Source organism: Caballeronia sp. LZ034LL (assembly GCF_031451215.1).
In the GTDB taxonomy this organism is placed as follows: domain Bacteria; phylum Pseudomonadota; class Gammaproteobacteria; order Burkholderiales; family Burkholderiaceae; genus Caballeronia.
The window spans coordinates 726,700-742,863 of sequence record NZ_JARUXR010000003.1 but is presented as its reverse complement, the minus strand read 5'-3'; the positions used below and the strand labels follow the sequence as shown (position 1 = coordinate 742,863).

Annotated in this window: 16 protein-coding genes; 11 read left to right on the top strand and 5 right to left on the bottom strand. The window is 64.3% G+C overall.

Annotation, left to right across the window (positions count from 1 at the left end):
• Positions 1-12 precede the first annotated feature (12 nt).
• Together QCE83_RS24500 and QCE83_RS24495 are read left to right on the top strand one after the other, a co-directional pair.
• Positions 13-960 (top strand): ornithine cyclodeaminase family protein, encoded by a 948-nt coding sequence (locus QCE83_RS24500; protein WP_309817433.1) that lies wholly within the window; start codon positions 13-15, stop codon positions 958-960.
• A gap of 115 nt (positions 961-1,075) precedes the next feature.
• Complete coding sequence (locus tag QCE83_RS24495) at positions 1,076-2,533, top strand: NAD-dependent succinate-semialdehyde dehydrogenase (protein ID WP_309817429.1); 1,458 nt, start codon at positions 1,076-1,078, stop codon at positions 2,531-2,533.
• A 4-nt stretch (positions 2,534-2,537) separates the two neighbouring features.
• Here the strand turns inward: QCE83_RS24495 and QCE83_RS24490 are convergent, their stop codons facing one another.
• Positions 2,538-5,273 carry an MGH1-like glycoside hydrolase domain-containing protein gene (locus QCE83_RS24490; RefSeq protein ID WP_309817425.1) on the bottom strand — a complete coding sequence of 912 codons (2,736 nt, stop codon included), beginning with the start codon at positions 5,271-5,273 and terminating at the stop codon, positions 2,538-2,540.
• 175 nt (positions 5,274-5,448) lie between these two features.
• Between QCE83_RS24490 and QCE83_RS24485 the strand changes: the two genes are divergently transcribed.
• Entirely contained in the window at positions 5,449-6,309 is an 861-nt protein-coding gene (locus QCE83_RS24485; protein ID WP_309817422.1) for an NmrA family NAD(P)-binding protein, read from the top strand.
• A 7-nt stretch (positions 6,310-6,316) separates the two neighbouring features.
• On the opposite strand, the gene QCE83_RS24480 is transcribed toward QCE83_RS24485, so the two are convergent.
• Positions 6,317-6,775, bottom strand: coding sequence for an MEKHLA domain-containing protein (locus QCE83_RS24480; RefSeq protein ID WP_309817420.1), 459 nt, complete (start codon positions 6,773-6,775; stop codon positions 6,317-6,319).
• A gap of 153 nt (positions 6,776-6,928) precedes the next feature.
• On the opposite strand from QCE83_RS24480, the gene QCE83_RS24475 reads away from it, so the two are divergent.
• Both QCE83_RS24475 and QCE83_RS24470 read left to right on the top strand, forming a co-directional pair.
• The gene (locus QCE83_RS24475) at positions 6,929-7,633 is read left to right on the top strand and encodes a glutathione S-transferase family protein (RefSeq protein WP_309817417.1); all 705 of its coding nucleotides are present in this window, start codon (positions 6,929-6,931) and stop codon (positions 7,631-7,633) included.
• Between the two features lie 14 nt (positions 7,634-7,647).
• Positions 7,648-8,256 carry a TetR/AcrR family transcriptional regulator gene (locus QCE83_RS24470; protein WP_309817414.1) on the top strand — a complete coding sequence of 203 codons (609 nt, stop codon included), beginning with the start codon at positions 7,648-7,650 and terminating at the stop codon, positions 8,254-8,256.
• Between the two features lies 1 nt (position 8,257).
• Here the strand turns inward: QCE83_RS24470 and QCE83_RS24465 are convergent, their stop codons facing one another.
• Entirely contained in the window at positions 8,258-9,376 is a 1,119-nt protein-coding gene (locus tag QCE83_RS24465; RefSeq protein WP_309817413.1) for an MBL fold metallo-hydrolase, read from the bottom strand.
• A gap of 86 nt (positions 9,377-9,462) precedes the next feature.
• Here QCE83_RS24465 and QCE83_RS24460 point away from each other — a divergent pair, with 86 nt between their 5' ends.
• On the top strand, positions 9,463-10,098 hold the full coding sequence (locus QCE83_RS24460) for a TetR/AcrR family transcriptional regulator (protein ID WP_309817410.1): 636 nt from the start codon (positions 9,463-9,465) through the stop codon (positions 10,096-10,098).
• Positions 10,099-10,148: 50 nt separating this feature from the next.
• Here QCE83_RS24460 and QCE83_RS24455 read toward each other — a convergent pair whose 3' ends face one another.
• Positions 10,149-11,312 carry a porin gene (locus tag QCE83_RS24455; protein WP_309817407.1) on the bottom strand — a complete coding sequence of 388 codons (1,164 nt, stop codon included), beginning with the start codon at positions 11,310-11,312 and terminating at the stop codon, positions 10,149-10,151.
• A gap of 430 nt (positions 11,313-11,742) precedes the next feature.
• Here QCE83_RS24455 and QCE83_RS24450 point away from each other — a divergent pair, with 430 nt between their 5' ends.
• From QCE83_RS24450 to QCE83_RS24440, 3 genes are all read left to right on the top strand, one after another.
• A complete protein-coding gene (locus QCE83_RS24450; RefSeq protein ID WP_309817404.1) occupies positions 11,743-12,357 on the top strand; it encodes a hypothetical protein in 615 nt (204 codons plus the stop codon).
• A gap of 138 nt (positions 12,358-12,495) precedes the next feature.
• On the top strand, positions 12,496-13,347 hold the full coding sequence (locus QCE83_RS24445; protein ID WP_309817399.1) for an oxidoreductase: 852 nt from the start codon (positions 12,496-12,498) through the stop codon (positions 13,345-13,347).
• An 11-nt stretch (positions 13,348-13,358) separates the two neighbouring features.
• Positions 13,359-13,961 carry a hypothetical protein gene (locus tag QCE83_RS24440; RefSeq protein ID WP_309817396.1) on the top strand — a complete coding sequence of 201 codons (603 nt, stop codon included), beginning with the start codon at positions 13,359-13,361 and terminating at the stop codon, positions 13,959-13,961.
• 36 nt (positions 13,962-13,997) lie between these two features.
• On the opposite strand, the gene QCE83_RS24435 is transcribed toward QCE83_RS24440, so the two are convergent.
• Entirely contained in the window at positions 13,998-14,180 is a 183-nt protein-coding gene (locus tag QCE83_RS24435; protein WP_309817394.1) for a hypothetical protein, read from the bottom strand.
• A 372-nt stretch (positions 14,181-14,552) separates the two neighbouring features.
• Between QCE83_RS24435 and QCE83_RS24430 the strand changes: the two genes are divergently transcribed.
• Both QCE83_RS24430 and QCE83_RS24425 read left to right on the top strand, forming a co-directional pair.
• Positions 14,553-15,329 carry an acetoacetate decarboxylase gene (locus QCE83_RS24430; protein WP_309817391.1) on the top strand — a complete coding sequence of 259 codons (777 nt, stop codon included), beginning with the start codon at positions 14,553-14,555 and terminating at the stop codon, positions 15,327-15,329.
• 25 nt (positions 15,330-15,354) lie between these two features.
• Positions 15,355-16,137 (top strand): 3-hydroxybutyrate dehydrogenase, encoded by a 783-nt coding sequence (locus QCE83_RS24425; RefSeq protein WP_309817389.1) that lies wholly within the window; start codon positions 15,355-15,357, stop codon positions 16,135-16,137.
• The last annotated feature ends 27 nt before the right edge of the window (positions 16,138-16,164 follow it).

Genomic DNA, 16,164 nt, shown 5'->3' with positions numbered 1-16,164 from the left:
GCGAGTGAAGTCATGAAAATGTTCGATGCCGCCACGACAGGCGGCGCACTGGAGTTCCCCGCGCTGATCGCGGCCTTGCGGGCGATGTTCGTCGAAGGCTGCACGGTGCCGCTGCGGCATAACCATAAGATCGAAACGGAGAGCGATGCGGGCACCGTGCTCATCATGCCCGCGTGGCAGGAAGGGCGTTATCTCGGCATCAAGACCGTGAACGTGTATCCCGGCAATGCGGCGCTTGGATTGCCGGGACTGCATTCGACCTATGTGCTGTACGACGCGCGCACTGGCGCACCGCTCGCGCAGATGGACGGCAACGAGATCACGTCGCGCCGCACGGCTGCCGCTTCGGCGCTGGGCGCGAGCTTCCTGGCGCGCAAGAATGCGACGCGGATGACGCTGCTCGGCGCGGGACGTGTCGGCAGTCTGGTGCCGGAGGCTTACCGCTGCGTGCTGCCGATCAGCGAAGTGGATGTGTGGGATGCGAATCCGGCGGCATCGGAGCGTCTGGTGGCGCGGCTTTCCGAACTGGGCTTCGGCGCGCGCGTGGTGCAGGACTTGCCCGCGAGCGTCGCATGCGCCGATGTCGTGACCTCCGCGACGCTCGCGACGCAGCCGGTCGTGCAAGGCGAATGGCTTGCGCCGGGTTCGCATCTGGATCTGATCGGCAGCTTCACGCCGGCCATGCGTGAAGCCGATGACGCGTGCTTCGCCGGCGCGCGGGTGTTCGTCGATACGGCTGAGGCCTTCCAGAAGTCCGGCGATCTGCTTGGGCCGCTGGAACGTGGCGTCGTCACCGGTCCTGAACACTGGCCGACGCTCGAACGCCTGTGCCGCGGCGAAGCGCCGGGCCGCACCGGCGACACGCAGCGCACGCTGTTCAAGGCGGTGGGCACCGCGCTGGAAGATCTGGCGGCCGCTGCGCTGGTGTATGAGCGATGCGGAGAAGCTGTGGCGGCGTGACTGGACGTCTGCCCCCGTATACCGGTCATGAGCCGGATACGGGCGGCGGCCGCGCGAAAATGCGTTAAGCTCGTGACGACTTTTGCACGAAGCGGTCAACGCATTGGAGCACACCATGGAACTACAGTGTCCAAGTCTGTTCGAGCAATCCGCCTACATCGCTGGTGCATGGGTGGACGAGACCACACTGCCGCGCGTGCCGGTCATCAATCCGTCGACGCGCGCCGTCATCGGTTCGGTGCCGCAGGTGACCGAGGAACAGGTGGCGCATGCCGTCGAATGCGCGCAGGCGGCCTTGCAGGACTGGCGCAACTGGAGCAGCCGCGAGCGTGCATCGGTGCTGCGCGAGTGGGGGCGTCTGGTCGAACATCATCGCGACGACCTCGCCATCATCCTGTGCAGCGAGCAGGGCAAGCCGCTGCACGAGGCGCGCGCCGAGATTACGCAGGCCGCCAATTATCTCGACTGGTTCGCTGAAGAGGCGCGCCGCATCTACGGCGACAACATACCCGCACCGCGGCGCAATCAACGCATCCGCGTGCTGCATCAGCCGGTAGGCGTGTGCGGCGCCTTCACGTCGTGGACCTTTCCGGCTTCGATGGTCGCGCGGCGCGTCGGCGCGGCGCTCGCGGCGGGCTGCACCGTCATTCTTCATCCCGATCCCCGCACGCCGTTCTCGGCGCTCGCACTGTGCGCGCTCGGCGAGAACGCCGGCTTGCCGCGCGGCGTGCTTTCCGTGCTGACCGGCGCAGCCGGCCCGATCCGCAGCACGCTGCTCGCGCATCCCGACGTGCGCAAGGTGTCGTTCACCGGACCGATCGAGGCGGGCAAGCAGTTGATGTCGCAGTGTGCATCGACGGTCAAGAAGATGTCTCTGGAGCTTGGCGCCAATTGCCCGTTCATCGTGTTCAGCGACGCCGATATCGATCTCGCTGTGAAGGGCGCCCTCGACGCGCGTTTCCGTCATACCGGCCAGGCGGCGATGTGCGCGAACCGTTTCTTCGTGCATGAGGACGTGTACGAGACTTTCGTGGCGCGGCTCGTGTCGAAGGTCGCGCTGCTGAAGGTGGGCGACGGTCTCGATGAAGGCGTGCAGATCGGTCCGCTCATCAGCGAGGAAGCGGTTGCGCGCATCGAGGCACTGATCGGTGAAGCCGTGAGCATGGGCGCGACGGTCGCGGCGGGCGGCGTGCGCGTGCGCCCCGATTCGGGTTTCTTCAGGCCGACCGTGCTCACGGACGTCAAACCCGACATGCGCGTGTGCGGCGACGAAGTGCTCGGACCGGTGGCGAGCGTGCTGCCGTTCCGCGACGAGGACGACGTCATCACGCTCGCCAACGACACGCGCACCGGCCTCGCGGCCTACTTCTACACGGCCGACATCAGCCGGGCCTTCCGCGTGATGGAGGCGCTGGAATGCGGCGTCGTCGGCGTGAACGACAGTCTGGTGTTCAACGAGGTCGCGCCGTTCGGCGGCATCAAGGAATCGGGGATGGGGCGCGAGGGCGCGTCATCGGGCATCGAGGAATATCTCGAGGCCAAGTACGTGTGCTTCGGCAATCTGGAACGATGAAGGACTAGCGCGCCATCGCGGCCGTTGGATCCTCATGCAGACGCACCGACATGACCGGCGCCTCCGGCCGCGCATGCGCCAGCTTCATCAGACGCGGCTGCAACAGCAGCGCCACCAGCCCGCTCCAGCCGGTCTGATGCGATGCGCCGACGCCCCGGCCCGTATCGCCATGGAAGTACTCGTGGAACAGCACGAGATCCTGTGAGCGCGGGTCCGCCTGAAGTTGCGGATAGGCGCTCATGACGGGCCGCTTGCCTTCGGCGTTCTTCAGGAACAGCGTGGTCACGCGCCGCGACAGGTTATCGGCGATCTCGCTCAGCGAACACGTGCGCCCGGGCTGCGCCGGATCCTCGATGCGGAACGCATCGCCGTAATAGCGGTGGAACTCGTATAGCGACTCGATCAGCAGGTAATTGACCGGCATCCAGATCGGACCGCGCCAGTTCGAATTGCCGCCGAACACGCGCGAATCCGATTCCGCCGGAAGATAGCGCACGCACAGGTGCACGTTGTCGCGATCGAACAGATAGGGCTTGTCGCAATGCACGCGGCTGAGCGCGCGCACGCCGTAATCGGAAAGGAATTCTTCGGGGTCGAGCGTGCGCCGCAACAGCGCCTTCATCCGATGTCCGCGCAGCAGCGACAGCAGCGTCGTGTTGGCCTTGCCGGGCTCCATCCAGCGCGAGACCAGCCTGGCGAGATTCGGCCGGTGATCGAGGAACCACGCAAGCCGTTCGCGCAGGCCGGGCAGCTCGCCATACACGCTTTCCTCCAGCACGTGCACCGCGAACAACGGTATCAAGCCGACGATGGAGCGGATGCGCATCGGCACGCGCGTGCCGTCGGGCAGATGCAGCACATCGTAGAAGAACTCGTCTTCTCCGTCCCACAGGCCGGTGATGCAGCCGTCGCCGCAACTGACGGCCTCCGCGATATACAGGAAATGCTCGAAGAACTTGACGGCGATCTCCACGTACGCGTCGTTCTTCAACGCGAGTTCGAGGCCGATCTGCATGAGGTCGAGCGCATACGACGCCATCCATGCGGTGCCGTCCGCCTGATCGATGCGTCCGCCGGTCGGCAGCGGCTGCGAGCGGTCGAAGATGCCGATGTTGTCCAGCCCGAGAAAGCCGCCCTGGAAGATATTGCGGTCGTCGGCGTCCTTGCGGTTCACCCACCACGCGAAGTTGAGCAGCAGCTTGTGGAACATCACTTCGAGAAAGGCGTGATCGCCGATGCCGGTCATCTCGCGGTCGAGTTCGTACACGCGCCACGTGGCCCATGCATGCACCGGCGGATTCGCATCGCCGAACGCCCATTCATAGGCCGGCAATTGCCCGTTCGGATGCATGTAGCGTTCCTTCACGAGCAGCAGCAACTGCTTCTTCGCGAAGTCCGGATCGATCATCGCGAAGGCAACCGCATGAAACGCGAGGTCCCACGACGCGTACCACGGGTATTCCCATTTGTCCGGCATCGACACGACATCGCCATTGCACATGTGCCGCCAGTCCGCATTGCGGCCGTGCCGGCGCTGCTTCGGCGGCTCGGGCTGGCCGGGATCGCCGTCGTGCCAGCGCGTGACGTCGAACTGGTAATACTGCTTCGTCCACAACATGCCGGCCAGCGCCTGACGCTGCACGAGACGCGCATCGGGGTCTTCGATGTCGTGCTGCAGCGTGGCGTAGAACTCGTCGGCTTCCGCCTGACGGCGTGCGACCAGTGCATCCGTATCGAGCGGCACGTTCTGAGCGGCGGGACGCCAGCGCATCGTCATCACCGCCTGCTGATGCGGGCCGAGTTCGAGACACGCATGCGCGGCCGCGCGTGTGCCGTGATCGCGGCGGATGGCGGTGGTATCGCCATCGACGAGATAGTCGTTGATGCCGTCCTTGAATGGTCCTTCGCCCTCGATGCCGAAGATACGCCGAACGTTCGTCTCGTTCTCGCAGAAGAGCCATTCGAGCGGCACGTCGGCCGTGGCGCTCACGTGCAGGGTGCCATGCGCCGGATGATGCGCGATGACGTGTTCATCGTTGCCGGTTTGGCCGTGCAAGGTCAGCGACGGCTTTCCATGTTTCGCCGACCACGCCCAGCGATTGCGCGCCCAGAACTGGGGCAATACGTGCAGCGTGGCGGCCTCGTTCGCGCGGTTCTCGATGGTCACGCGCATGACGATGTCGTCGGCGGTGTGCTTCGCATACTCGACCCAGACGTCGAAGTAACGGTCGGCGTCGAACACGCCGGTGTCGAGCACTTCGTATTCGGGTTGATCGGCGCCGCGCCGGCGGTTTTCATCGATCAGATCCTGATAGGGAAAGGCGTCATGCGGATACTTGTAGAGCATCTTCATGTACGAATGCGTGGGCGTGCCGTCCACGTAGAAGTACAGCTCCTTCACGTCTTCGCCGTGATTGCCCTGTTCGTTCGTCAGACCGAAGAGCCGTTCCTTGAAGATCGGATCGCGTCCGTTCCACAGCGCGAGCGAGATGCACCAGTCAAGCGGATCGTTGCCGAAGCCCGCGATGCCGTCTTCGCCCCAACGGTACATGCGGCTGCGCGCATGGTCGTGCGGGAAAAAGTCCCAAGCGGTGCCGTATTCGCTGTAGTCCTCGCGCACCGTGCCCCATTGACGCTCGCTCAGATAAGGGCCCCAGCGCCGCCATGACTCGCGTTCCGTGCCGTGCAGCCGTGAGCCTTCCTTCGTTTGCAGCAGATGGATTGCGCGTAGCGGCGGCATGGGACCTCCGGGGCGAATGAAGTTCGATGATAAGCGCGTCCGGCATGTTCGGCGCGCCGGCGTGCCGGTTCATGCCGTCGCGTCATCAATCCCATAACCGACACGCCATTTATTCATGGGATCCCGTTCCTTAACATTCAACTCATCGATGTCAAACGAACCAGGGAGTCGAACCATGTGCGTCATCACAGGCATTACCGGACAAGTCGGCGGCGCGCTCGGACACGCACTGTTGCAGCAAGGCAAGGCGGTGCGCGCAGTGGTGCGCGACGCGCAGAAGGGTGCGGCCTGGGCGGCGCGCGGTTGCGAGATCGCGCTTGCCACGATGACCGACGCCGATGCGCTCGCCCGCGCCTTCGAGGGCGCCGAAGTGGTGTTCCTGCTGCCGCCTTCGGAGTTTGATCCGCAGCCGGGTTTTCCGGAAGCGCGTGAAGTGATCGATACGATCGTCGCTGCTGTGGCGCGTGCGCGGCCGGGACGGATCGTGTGTCTCTCGACCGTCGGCGCGCAGGCCACGCAGACCAATCTGCTGACCCAGCGCTCGTTGCTGGAAGAGGCGCTGCGTCAGCAGCCGGTTCCGGTCACGTTCCTGCGCCCGGCGTGGTTCATGGAGAACTGCGCGTGGGACGTGGCCTCGGCGCGCGACGAAGGCGTCGTGCACTCGTTCCTGCAACCGGCTGATCGTGCTATCCCGATGGTCGCCACCGACGATATCGGGCAACTCGCCGCGCGGCTCATGCAGGAGGAATGGCAAGGCGTGCGCGTGGTGGAACTGGAAGGTCCGGCGCGCGTGCGTCCCGTCGATATCGCCGCCGCGTTCTCAGAGGTGCTTGGCAGGCCGGTGCGTGTGGAGATCGTCCCGCGCGACACGTGGGAAGCGCTGTTCACGAGTCAGGGCATGCGCCATCCGCTGCCGCGCATGCAGATGCTCGACGGCTTCAACGAAGGCTGGATCGACTTCGAAGGGCGTCGCGAGGATATCGTCAAGGGAACGACGCCGCTCGTCGAGGTGATTCGCAAGCTGAGCGCGGTCTGAGCGAGCTTCAGGCGATATCGCTGACTTGCGGAATCATCGCCGCTTGTCCGCGATATTCGCCATCGCGGTCGAACAACTGCCAGACCGTCGCGCGCTCGATATAAAACCGCTCGCCCGACTTCTTGACGCGCACGCCGCGATAGCCATCGACATAACCATCGCGCGTCACCTGTTCGAGGAACGCTTGGCGCTCGCTGCGCTCGGGGGCTTCGGCGGAAAGACGCGAGGGCAGTGCGGTCAGCTCGTTCCACGTATAGCCGAACAGCCTCTGCGCTTGCAGATTGCCGTACACGAAGACCGGGTCTGCCTGCGTGTCGTGTGCAAGGATGCCGAAAGGCGCATCTTCGTAGAGCCAGCGCGCGGCCTCGGCGGGCGTCAGGCTGGTGTCGGGAACCAGCGGCGTGTTCAGCAGGCGCGCGTAGCTTTCGCTGAGAAGCGTGAAGAAGTTGGAATCGGTGGGCTGCATTGCGCTTGAAAAAGCAGGGTTGAGGCCGAAGTCGCAACCATACCTGCTCGCAGGAATTCGCGCAGCACCGCGGCAGAGGATTGCAGGTTTTATATCGGTCGATCTAAAATGCTCCGGCTGCATCCATCAAGCGCACTCCAGGAGACGACCGGCATGATCGAGTTTTACTTCCACCCGACGCCCAATCCCGCGAAAATCGCGCTCTTTCTCGAAGAGTCGGGGCTTCCCTACACGCTGAAACCGGTCGATACGAGCAAGGGCGAGCAGCATCTTCCCGCGTTCCGCGCCATCAATCCGAACGGCAAGGTGCCGGCCATCGTGGATACGGAAGGCCCTGGCGGCACGCGTGCGGTCGTGTTCGATTCCACCGCCATCCTGCTCTATCTCGCGGAGAAGAGCGGTCAGTTCATCGGCGCGCCGGAAGACCGGCCGCAACTGCTTTCATGGCTGATGTTCATCGCCAGCGGCCTCGGCCCGTTCTCGGGGCAAGCGGTGCACTTCCAGTACGCCGCGCCCGAAGGCCTCGATTACGCGGTGAACCGCTATCGCCGCGAAGTGGACCGGCATTATCAGGTGCTCGAAGATCACTTGAAGGGGCGTGAATTCATCGTCGGGAATGCTTATACGATTGCCGACATGTCGGCGTGGGGCTGGCTGGATCGTGCGTCGCGGGTGCTCAAGAACAGCGAGGATCCGCTCGGTCCCTATCCCGAACTGAAGCGCTGGTTCGCGCAAATCGACGCGCGTCCCGCCGTCGCCCGTGCGCGCGCCGTCAACAAGACGCACGCGTTCAAGAGCGTCAATGACGACGAGACGAAGCGCGCGCTGTTTCCGTCGAACTATCCGAAGACGGCCTGAAAGGAAGCCAGCGTATGCCGCGTCCGCGTGAGTTCGATGAAGATGCCGCCCTCGATGCGGCCATGACGCAATTCTGGTCGCGCGGCTACGAAGCGAGTTCGGTGCGCGATCTCGCCACGGCCATGGGCCTGACATCGGCGAGTCTCTACAACGCGTTCGGCGACAAGCGCGCGCTCTATGAACGCGTGCTCGAACGTTATGTGGAACGCGGCTTTCGCGCGCGGGTGCAGCGTCTGGAAGACAAGGTGCCGCCGCGCGATGCCATCGCGATGTTCTTCGACGAGATCATCAGGCTCTCAGTGAACGATCCGCATCGCCGGGGTTGCATGGTCGTCAACTCGGCGCTGGAACTCGCGCCGCACGACGATTCGTTCCATCGCGCGTTGAATGGCGTGCTGAAGGATATGGAAGGCTTCTTCCTGCGTTGTGTGCTCGCGGGTCAGAAAGACGGGTCGATTCCGCGCGATCTCGACGCCGGCGACATCGCGAAGACCTTGCTCGCCTCGCTGATGGGGCTGCGCGTGCTCGCGCGGGTCAATCCGCAGCGCAAGTTGCTCGAAGGCGCGCTGCGGCCGGTGCTCGCGTTGCTCGGCGTGGACGCGGCTGCGCGCCGCAAGCACTGACTTACTTGGCGTCCTGCGCGCGCGACGCGCACATCCGCCATGCGGGTGCGTTGGGTTCTTCGGCCGCCGTCTCGCGCCACCAGCGCTCGCCGCGATGCGGCGCTTCCAGATCGAGCCGCTCGCCCATGCGCGGCGTGGACACCGCGACGCCACGCGCCAATGCCAGCCCGGTCACGCGTTCGAAAGGCTCCTGCCACGGATGCATCGCGAGGTCGAAGGTGCCGTTGTGGATCGGCACGAGCCAGCGTCCGCGCAAGTCGATATGCGCCTGCACCGTATGTTCCGGCTGCATGTGCACGTAGGGCCATTGCGCATCGTAGGCGCCGGTTTCGACGAACGTGACATCGAACGGACCCAGCTTCTCGCCGATGGCGCGAAAGCCGTCGAAGTAGCCGGTGTCGCCGCTGAAGAACACGCGCAGCGCGTCATCGGCGATGACCCATGAAGCCCACAGCGTGCTGTTGCCATCGAACAGACTGCGCCCCGAGAAATGCTGCGCGGGCGTGGCGGTCAAGGTCAGGCCGTCGATCTCCGCGCTCTGCCACCAGTCGAGCTGACGGACCTTCGCGGCGTCGATGCCCCATTCGATCAGACGATCGCCGACGCCGAGCGGCGTCAGGAACACGTCGGTGTTTGCGGCAAGCGCAAGCACGGTGTCGCGATCGAGGTGATCGTAGTGATCGTGCGAGAGAATCACGCCGCGCAGGGGCGGCAAATCTTCCAGCGCGATGGGCGGTGCATGAAACCGCTTCGGACCGACGCGCTTGAACGGCGACGCGCGCTCGCCGAATACCGGATCCGTCAGCCAGAACGCGCCGCGCAGTTTGAACAGCAAGGTGGAGTGCCCCAGCCGATACAGGCTGCGATCCGGCGCGGCGTCCAGCTGCTCGCGCGTCAGCGTATCGACGACAGGCGCCTGCGCCGGCACCGTATTGCGCGGCTTGTTGAACAGCATGTTCCACATGATGCGCAAGGTCTTGCCGAATCCTTCAGACGGACGCGGCTTCACGTTGTGGAAGCGCGTGCCGTCATGCTGCGGCGACGCGCTCGACATCTCGCGGCCACGCCGTGCGGCGGCCAGTCCGAGGGCACGATTGATGCGATCAGCAAAAGAACTCATGAGAATGGCATCCGACGCAAAATGTACACTGCACAGTGTAGTTTAATCTCGCCAAAAAAGTAAACCGTGCGGTGTAAAATCAACGGATGAGTTCGAACGACGACATTCCCCAGCGCCTGACGGATCGCAAGCGCGCCGCCATCATGAACGCGGCGGTCGAGGAGTTCATTGCGGCCGGCTACGACGCCACCAGCATGGACCGCATCGCCGCGCGCGCGGACGTTTCGAAGCGCACGGTGTACAACCATTTCCCGAGCAAGGAAGCCTTGTTCGCGGCCATCCTGCTGCGTCTCTGGGACGAAAGCGATGCCGGCGATGCCCCCGCCTACAGCAGCAGCGAACCCTTGCGCGCGCAGTTGCTGGCCTTGCTCGCGCGCAAGCTGCGCCTGATGAACGACGAGTCGTTCCTGTCGGTGGCGCGCATGGCGATATCAGCGGGCATTCACTCGCCGGAGCGGGCGCGCGATATCGTCGCGCGTATCGGCGAACGGGAAGAGGACCTGACCGTGTGGATCAGGAAAGCCGCCGCCGATGGCCGCCTGAGCGTCACCGATCCCGTATTCGCCGGGCAGCAGCTGCATGGCATCGTGAAGGGCTTCGCCTTCTGGCCGCAAGTGGCGATGGGCCAGCCCACGCTGACGAAGCACGAGCAGAAGAAGGTCGCCGAAGCCGCCGCCGACATGTTCCTCGCGCGTTACGCACGCGCGGCGTCCGACCAATAAAAAAGCGCGATGCCCTTGCAAGCATCGCGCCTTGACGAACCGGAGTTCGATCAGAAGCGGTGACGCAGACCCACGCGCGTCACGAGCTGCGTATTCCCGCCCGCATTGCCGACGAACGACGACGACGAGCCGATTTCCGCCTGCACCGGCACGCCCCGGTTGCTGCCCGATGCCTTCTGGAAGGCGCCGATCACATAGACGTCGGTGCGCTTCGACAGCGCGTAGTCCACGACGCCGTTGACCTGGTGCCAGCGGCCGTCGAAGTTGCCGTCGAGGTCCGAGAACGTGTAGCCGACGCCCGCGCTCAGAGCCGGCGTGAAGGTGTACTTGCCGCCGATTTCATAGTTGTTCAGCGTCGAGGAACCGGCCGTGATCGGCTCGAACTTCGTGTGCGTCCAGTTCGCCCAGATCAGCGCGGCCGCGATGGTGTAGCGCGCGCCGACGCCGAAGGTTTCCAGATCGCGCAGGCCCGTCGTGTTGATGTTCGCGATGCTCACGCTGAACGCCGGCGTCGCACCGTTCGGGAAGCGGATGTTGGTGTACGCCGCGCCGACGCCGAGCGGACCCTGCTTGTAGTTCAAACCGAAGCTGTAGGCGCTCGACGAACCCTGCACCGCGGTCGCGCCGGTGCCCGTCGTGGGCGAGCCTGCGAAGTTGGTCGAGTTGGAGAAGCCGTACATGGCGCCGAACGTGATGCCGTGGAAATCGGCGCTGCTGAACTTGACCGCGTTGTTGATGCGGCTCGACGTCAGCTGGTCGAGGTCGTTGATGTGATACGCGTAGTTGCCGGCGGGCGTCTGGCTGCCCATCGTGTAGCTGCCGCCGAGGTAGTCGGTGGAGAACGAGTACTGACGGCCGAACGTCACCGAACCGATTTCGTTCTTCGAGATGCCGACATAGGCCTGACGGCCGAATTCCGCGCCGCCCTGGCCGAGCGTGCCGTCGCCGCTGTTGAAGCCGCTTTCGAGCACGAAGATCGCCTTCAGGCCGCCGCCCAGATCTTCCGCGCCGCGCAGGCCCCAGCGGCTGCCTTGCGCCACGCCGTCGCCGTACTTGACGACGCTGTCATGGCCGCGCGTGGTGGCGACCTTGTTGGCGTAGGTGATGCCGGCATCGATGATCCCGTACAGCGTGACGCTGCTTTGTGCGTGCGCCGCCGTGCTGAACAGCGTGAACAGGCCGAGCGCGGCCGCCGCTACGATGTGCTTCTTCATTGTTGTTTTCCTTGAGGTTGTCCGCTCGACACGGTGTGGGCAGTACACGGCGCAACGTTTTCAGCGCGCGAACGCGATCTTCCCGGCTTCGCAAGACATGCCTGCGAAGGTCGAGTGCTTTGAGAAAAAAATGATCGTCAAACGAAGGGGCTGATGTTCCGCTTCCGATGGAAGCGGACGGATGGCGTTGCCCCGGCGCCTTGCCGCCGATGACTGACGCTGTAGCGAACGGAATATAGCGGATCGTCAGTGTCCGGTAAATATCTCCCATGCAGTTTGTAGTCTTTATTCCACATGGCTGTCACAAAGCTACGTTTATTCCGAAGTTATCAGGCAACTAACTGTCGATTTTTCTTGCGTCCTTATACAGGCGCGCTTGTTGCAACAGAAGACGCGTGCTTCTTATCAGCAGCTATCAGGAGGAGATGAAATGTCAGAGCACAGCCACCCGGACGCATGCCGGATCGGTGTCGCGTTCATCGAAGGGCAATTGACCATGCTGCATGCTTATGCCGCGTTGTTGTCGGACTGGATCGAGCGCGGTGCGCCGCCGCCCGACTTCAGCAAGGCGGCCCCGTTGACGGCACGCCGCCGTTCGCATCCTGAGGCGCATACGCATAGCGAGGCCGGCACGCCGATGAAAGCGCCGCCGCCCGACGAAGACCTTGCATGGCCGTCATTCGATACCCCGGACCAGCGCATTGCATTCGCGCTGATCGTGCCGTGTACGAATGCGCTGCTCGCGGTCGCCGAGTATTTCGATGTGCATCGGCTGTCGGCGTCGCGCGCGCCCGAGGTGCAGTTCCTGATGCGGGTGCGCGACGCGGCCGTGAACGGCAACACCTTCGCCATCGCCGACACTTACATGCCGCACGCCGCTTATGCCGGCCTGATCGTCGATGCCACGCTCGACGGCACGCTGCTTTTCAGCGATGGCGTCAAGCCCGGCTTCATGGAGTTCGGCGATACGGTGGGCCTGCTGCGCTACCTGACGAAGCTGCTGAAGAGCATGCAGACCGCGATCAGTTCGGGCGATGCAGGCTGAACTTCGGCCCGCAGCACGCTTGCGTCATTTGCTTCAAGATGACGTTGAAGGCGTTCAACGTTCAAGCCGCGCGTGCGCATGACCGCACCCTGACCGCAACCCGGCCGCCGCGCCGCGCGCATCCCATGGAGAAGCGCAATGTCCGCATCATCAAGCGATACCCCTGTCTGGTTCATCACCGGCTGCTCGACCGGCTTCGGCCGTGAACTGGCCGCCGCGGTCATCGAGAAAGGCTGGCGCGCGGTGGTCGCGGCGCGCAATCCCGACAGCGTCGCGGATCTCGTCGCGCGTGCCGCGGACCGCGCCATCGCGGTGCGCCTGGATGTCACGCGCGCCGATGAAATCCAGTCCGCCGTCGCGCAGGCGCACGAAGCGTTCGGCAGGATCGACGTGCTCGTCAACAACGCCGGCTTCGGCTATCTCGCGGCGGTGGAAGAAGGCGAGGACGACGAAGTGCGCGCCATGTTCGAAGCGAACTTCTTCGGCGCGGCGGCGATGATCCGCGCCGTGCTGCCGCGCATGCGCGAGCGGCGCTCGGGACACATCGTCAATATCACGTCGGTGGGCGGGCTGGTCGGCAATCCGGGCAGCGGCTATTACGCGGCGACCAAGTTCGCGCTCGAAGGTCTCGGCGAGGCGCTGGCCCGTGAGACCGAGACGCTCGGCATCAAGGTGACGGCGGTCGAGCCCGGCCCGTTCCGTACGGACTGGGCGGGGCGCTCGCTGAAGCAGACGCGTCATCCCATCGACGACTACGCCGACGGCGCGGGCACGCGGCGCGCGGCGATCGCGGAACGCAGTGGCAAGCAGCCGGGCGATCCGGCGCGCGCCGCGCAGGTAATCATCGAGGCGGTGACCGCGGCCGAGCCGCCGGGACATCTGGTGCTCGGCGGTCCGGGTCTCGAACTGGTGCGCGCCAAGCTTGCCCGCCTCACGGCCGAGATCGACACGTGGCACGAACGCAGCGCCTGGACCGACAACCCGAGCTGAAGCACCCGCCGATGAACCCGCTCGAAGCCCATGCCCACGTCCGCGCGCTGGTCGCCGCCGACGCCGCCGTGCTGCACGTCGCACCGCCGCGCGTGTGCTTCGTGACGCGCGGGGGCGGGCCGTGCTACGAGGCGCTGTTCAACCGCATCGAGATCGACGCCGCCACGCTCGCCTTGCCCGAGCCGCTGCTGAACGTGGTAGTCGCGCATGAAGTCGGCCATGCGACGCAGCGCAGGACCATGCTCTTCGACCTCGCGCGGGCCATGCTGCTCATGGCGGCATTGATGTCGGTGCCGTGCGTGTTGTTCGCGGCCTCGCCCGAGGAAGAGCTGTGGCGCGTGAGTGCGCCGGGCATCGGCGTGGTGCTGGCCTTGTTCGCATCGCGGAGAATCTGGCGCACGCATGCCGCGAGACGCTGCACGGCCCTCGAACTCGATGCCGACGCCAAAGCGGCTTCGATCCACGGCGCATCGCTGTCGTTGCAGGCGCTCGAAGTGATGGCGACGCGCGGCCGTATCGACGCCGCGCGGCTCGACGCGATGCGCGCCCGGCTCATGTCGAACTCAGGTCGAACGATTGAAACCGGCAGAAACGAAAAAGCACGCACGTCCTGATGCGGACGTGCGTGCTTCCATGACAAAAATGACGCGTTACTGTGCCGGCGCGGCGGGCGGCGTCGACGACTTCTTGTGGTGCTTATGCTTTTGTCCCTTCTTGTGATACGCGGGACGCGGCTTGTTGTCCGGGTAGTCCGCAGCAGCGTAAGTCAGAGTAGGCGCCGCAAAAGCCGCCAGCACCAGGAGCACGAGGGACTTCTTCAAAGACGTTTTCATCGGAGACTCGCTTTTTAGGAGATGGCCTGAACCTGCAAGGCAACGCATGGCCCGCCGCGTTGCGTTCGGAAACATACAAGACCACAAGCACTACCGCAACCTATACCGCAACCAATACCGCAACCAATACCGCAACCATCGAATCCGGCTCTCATGCGACGGCGCGGCGCCTGGAGAAGGCCGCGCGCTCAGGCAACAGTATATTGCACAAAAAAATGCAATCATCCAGTAGGTATCCATAAGCTCTTGAAGCGACAAAACTATTGTCGGTTCGCACTGCGGGCCTGAGGGTCATCAAGCTGCCTGTGGTCCGCGACAACTGTCATCTTCTCCATCTACTATCGTGCCTGCTCTCAACTCAGGGACGATCCAGTGAAAGAAGACGACATCCGCCGAAACGCTTTCGCCATGCCGGTGCATAACCCGGCGTATCCGCGTCCGCCGTTCCGCTTCCTCAATCGCGAGTACTTCATCATCTCGTACGAGACGGACCTCGATGCCTTGCGCGCCGTGGTGCCGGAGCCGCTCGAAGTCGACAGCGCCCTCGTGCATTACGAATTCATTCGCATGCCGGATTCATCCGGTTTCGGCGACTACACCGAGAGCGGCCAGGTGATCTCGGTGATCGATCCGGACGGCGCCAAGGCCAACTACACCCATGCAATGTATCTCGACGATGAAGGCCCGATCGCGGGCGGCCGCGAGATCTGGGGCTTTCCGAAGAAGCTGGCGTCGCCGCGTCTTTCGGTGGATGGCAAGGACACGCTGCTCGGCACGCTCGACTACGGCACGCAGCGCATTGCCACCGGCACGATGGGCTACAAGTATCGTCCGCTCGATCTCGAAACCGAACGCAAAAAGCTCGCCGACACGCCCAACTATCTGCTGAAAGTGCTGCCGCACGTCGACGGCACGGCGCGCGTGTGCGAACTGGTGCGTTTCTTCCTGCGCGACGTCAGCGTGATCGGCGCATGGGAAGGCCCGGCCGCGCTCGAACTCAATGCGCACGCGCTCGCGCCGGTCGCGGATCTGCCGGTGCGCAAGGTGGTCGGCGCGCGGCACGTGATCGCGAACCTGACGCTGGACATCGGCGAAGTCGCCTACGACTATCTCGCCCCCGGCGAACTGAAGCTCGCGGTCAATCAATAACTCTCATCGAACAAGGAGCAGGCACATGGCACTGCAAGGAAAAGTCGCGCTCGTCACGGGCGCCGCAAGCGGCATCGGCGAACAGACGGCACGCAAGCTCGCTGCCGACGGCGCGGCCGTCGTCATCGCCGACCTGAACCTCGCGAACGCGCAGAAGGTGGCGGACAGCATCGTCGCGGAGGGCGGCAAGGCGATCGCCGTCTCCATGGACGTCACCAGCGAAGAAGCGGTGAACGCGGGCATCGAAGACACGGTGGCCAAGCTGGGCGGCATCGACGTGCTGGTGTCGAACGCGGGCATCCAGATCGTCGCGCCCATCGAGGAGTACGCGTACTCGGACTGGAAGAAGATGCTCGCCATCCACCTCGACGGCGCGTTCCTCACGACCAAGGCCGCCATCAAGCACATGTACGCGTCGGGCAAGGGCGGTTCGATCATCTACATGGGTTCGGTGCACTCGCATGAAGCATCGAAGCTGAAGTCCGCCTATGTCACGGCGAAGCACGGCCTGCTGGGTCTGGCGCGCGTCGTTGCGAAGGAAGGCGGCCCGCGCGGCGTGCGCGCCAACGTCGTGTGCCCCGGATTCGTCCGTACGCCGCTCGTCGAGAAGCAGATTCCCGAACAGGCGAAGGCGCTCGGCATCTCCGAGGAAGAAGTCGTGAAGAACGTCATGCTGAAGGAAACCGTCGATGGCGAGTTCACCACGGTCGCCGATGTCGCGAACACGGTCGCGTTCCTCGCGGGCTTCGAATCGAACGCGCTGACGGGGCAGTCGGTGGTCGTGAGTCACGGCTGGTTCATGCAATAAAGACAAGCACAACGACAAGGAGAATCC